Source organism: Bradyrhizobium sp. (genome assembly GCF_019244115.1).
Classification (GTDB): domain Bacteria; phylum Pseudomonadota; class Alphaproteobacteria; order Rhizobiales; family Xanthobacteraceae; genus Bradyrhizobium.
The window spans coordinates 1-2,342 of the sequence record NZ_JAFATE010000439.1; the positions used below are offsets into that span (position 1 = coordinate 1).

At 63.2% G+C, this 2,342-nt stretch carries 2 protein-coding genes; one reads left to right on the forward strand and one right to left on the reverse strand.

Annotation, left to right across the window (positions count from 1 at the left end):
• Positions 1–260: 260 nt before the first annotated feature.
• Positions 261–1,319 (reverse strand): acyltransferase family protein, encoded by a 1,059-nt coding sequence (locus tag JOZ76_RS19395; protein ID WP_291700896.1) that lies wholly within the window; start codon positions 1,317–1,319, stop codon positions 261–263.
• Between the two features lie 180 nt (positions 1,320–1,499).
• Here JOZ76_RS19395 and JOZ76_RS19400 point away from each other — a divergent pair.
• Positions 1,500–2,342, forward strand: an 843-nt coding sequence (locus tag JOZ76_RS19400; protein WP_291700898.1) for a UDP-glucose dehydrogenase family protein, incomplete at its 3' end; no start/stop codon positions are given.

Below are 2,342 nucleotides of genomic sequence, written 5' to 3' on the forward strand. Positions count from 1 at the left end.
GGCATGGCCGCAATCTAAGAACTTTTGCGGCAAAAGACAGCCTCGAAGGCGCGATTTTTGGGGCTTGCTGTCGCGCTATCCACGCTGTCATCGGCTGTCAGCGGGTCGGGCGCGCAATGCTTAGGACCATACGGCAATATCGAAGACTGTCATCGCCCGCGGAAGCGGGCGAATCCAGTATTCCAGAAACAGCAGTGCTTGAACCGATAGGCCGCGGCGTACTGGGTCGCCCCGTCACGCCGGGCGATGACAGCTAGACGCTACTCGGCCGCCTGCAGCACGGCGCTGCGCCTCCTCGGCGCGATCCAGAATGCAGCGGGTCGCTCGAACAGGAAGTTGGCCTTGAGCGCGAGCGCCGCGCGCCAGATCGCGAGCGCGCCGAGCACGCCGGCCACGGTGACGATCAGCGACATGGCACCGATGTCGCCGATCACGTTGCTCTTCAGGAGCAGCGTTCGGGTCACGGCCATCGGCAGGAAGAAGGCGAGATAGATCACGATCGAACGCTCGCCGCAGAAGCGCAGGCGGCCCAGCAGCTGCGCCCGTGCGAGCAGCGTGCCGATCGTGATGATGGCGCAGGCGCCGGCGAGGCCCAGCGCGAGCGAGATGACCGGCCATTCGCTGACGCCGCCGTAGACCAGGCCGCCGTCGAGCGCGGCCCAGGCCACCAGCGCGACCAGCGCAAGCGCTGGGTGCGCGCGCGCCCGGTCCGATAGAGCGAACACGGATTTGGCGAACAGATAACCGCTGTAGATGTAGACGAAGCGCGCGCAGAACTCGTCGATCGCGGTCCAGGTGGTCGCGATATGCGCTGACTCCAACGCGGCGGCGATGATCCAGACCAGCAGCGCCGGCAATCCGCGGGACAACTTGATCACGACGAAGAACACCGGCAGCAGGTAGATGAACCACAGCGTGCCGAACGGCTCGACGAAGGACTCCAGGTACAAGTAGCCGGCATGGCTCCAGCTCGTCTCCGCGGCGAAGGGCGGCGCCTTGAAGCCGAACTGGATGGTGACCCAGAGCACATAGAAATAGGCGAAATGCACCACTTTGCGGTCGAGGTAAGTGCGCCAGTCCCGGTCGATGACGAGCGGAAGGAACAGCCCGGAAATGAGGAAGAAGTCCGGCATCCGGAAGGGTTTTGCGAAGGCCACCAGCACGTGCATGAAGCCGGTCTGGCCCGCCGCAGCCTCGACGCCCAGCACCGAATGCATCATAACGACCATGACGATGCAGATGCCCTTGGCATAGTCCACCCAGTCGATCCGTCCGGGTACCGATCGATCCGGGACAAGGGATGAGCCTTCGGCCGTCATGGTGTCTCGATTTGATGCGTTGAGGTGGTAATATCGGGCGTAAACAGTTTCATTCCCCTTTATTCATCCAAACGTCATGCCGGCTCTTATTAAGGATTTTGCGCGGTTCCCCCTGAGCCGGAAATGCTTTATGACGCCCCTAAAATCAGGGTTCGTTAACCAACAGGAGTGGACAGGTTCATGCGGATTGCCATGATCGGCACGGGCTATGTGGGGCTGGTGTCCGGCGCCTGCTTTGCGGATTTCGGTCACCAGGTGACCTGCGTCGACAAGGACACCGACAAGATCAGGGCGCTGCAGCGCGGCGAAATCCCGATTTTCGAACCTGGGCTCGACGAGTTGGTGGCCGGCAACGTCAAGGCCAGACGGCTCGACTTCACGACCGATCTCACAGCTCCCGTGGCCGAAGCCGATGCGGTGTTCATCGCGGTCGGCACGCCCTCGCGCCGCGGCGATGGCCATGCCGACCTGACCTATGTCTACGCCGCCGCCAAGGAGATCGCGCGCGCGCTGTCGGGCTTTACCGTCGTCGTCACCAAGTCGACCGTGCCGGTCGGCACCGGCGACGAGGTCGAGCGCCTGATCCGCGAGACCAATCCGTCAGCCGATGTCGTGGTCGCCTCCAATCCGGAATTCCTGCGCGAGGGAGCCGCGATCCGCGATTTCAAATGGCCAGACCGTATCGTGGTCGGCACCTCGGATGAGCGCGGCCGGAAACTGCTCGGCGACATCTATCGCCCGCTGTCGCTGAACCAAGCGCCCGTGATGTACACGGCGCGGCGCACCGCCGAACTGATCAAATATGCCGCCAACGCGTTCCTCGCCACTAAGATTACCTTCATCAACGAGATCGCGGATCTGGCCGAAAAGGTCGGCGCCGACGTGCAGGAGGTCGCGCGCGGCATTGGTCTCGACAACCGCATCGGCTCGAAATTTTTGCATGCCGGACCCGGCTTCGGCGGCTCGTGCTTTCCGAAGGACACCCGCGCCTTGGTCAAGATCGCGCAGGACCACGACGCGCAG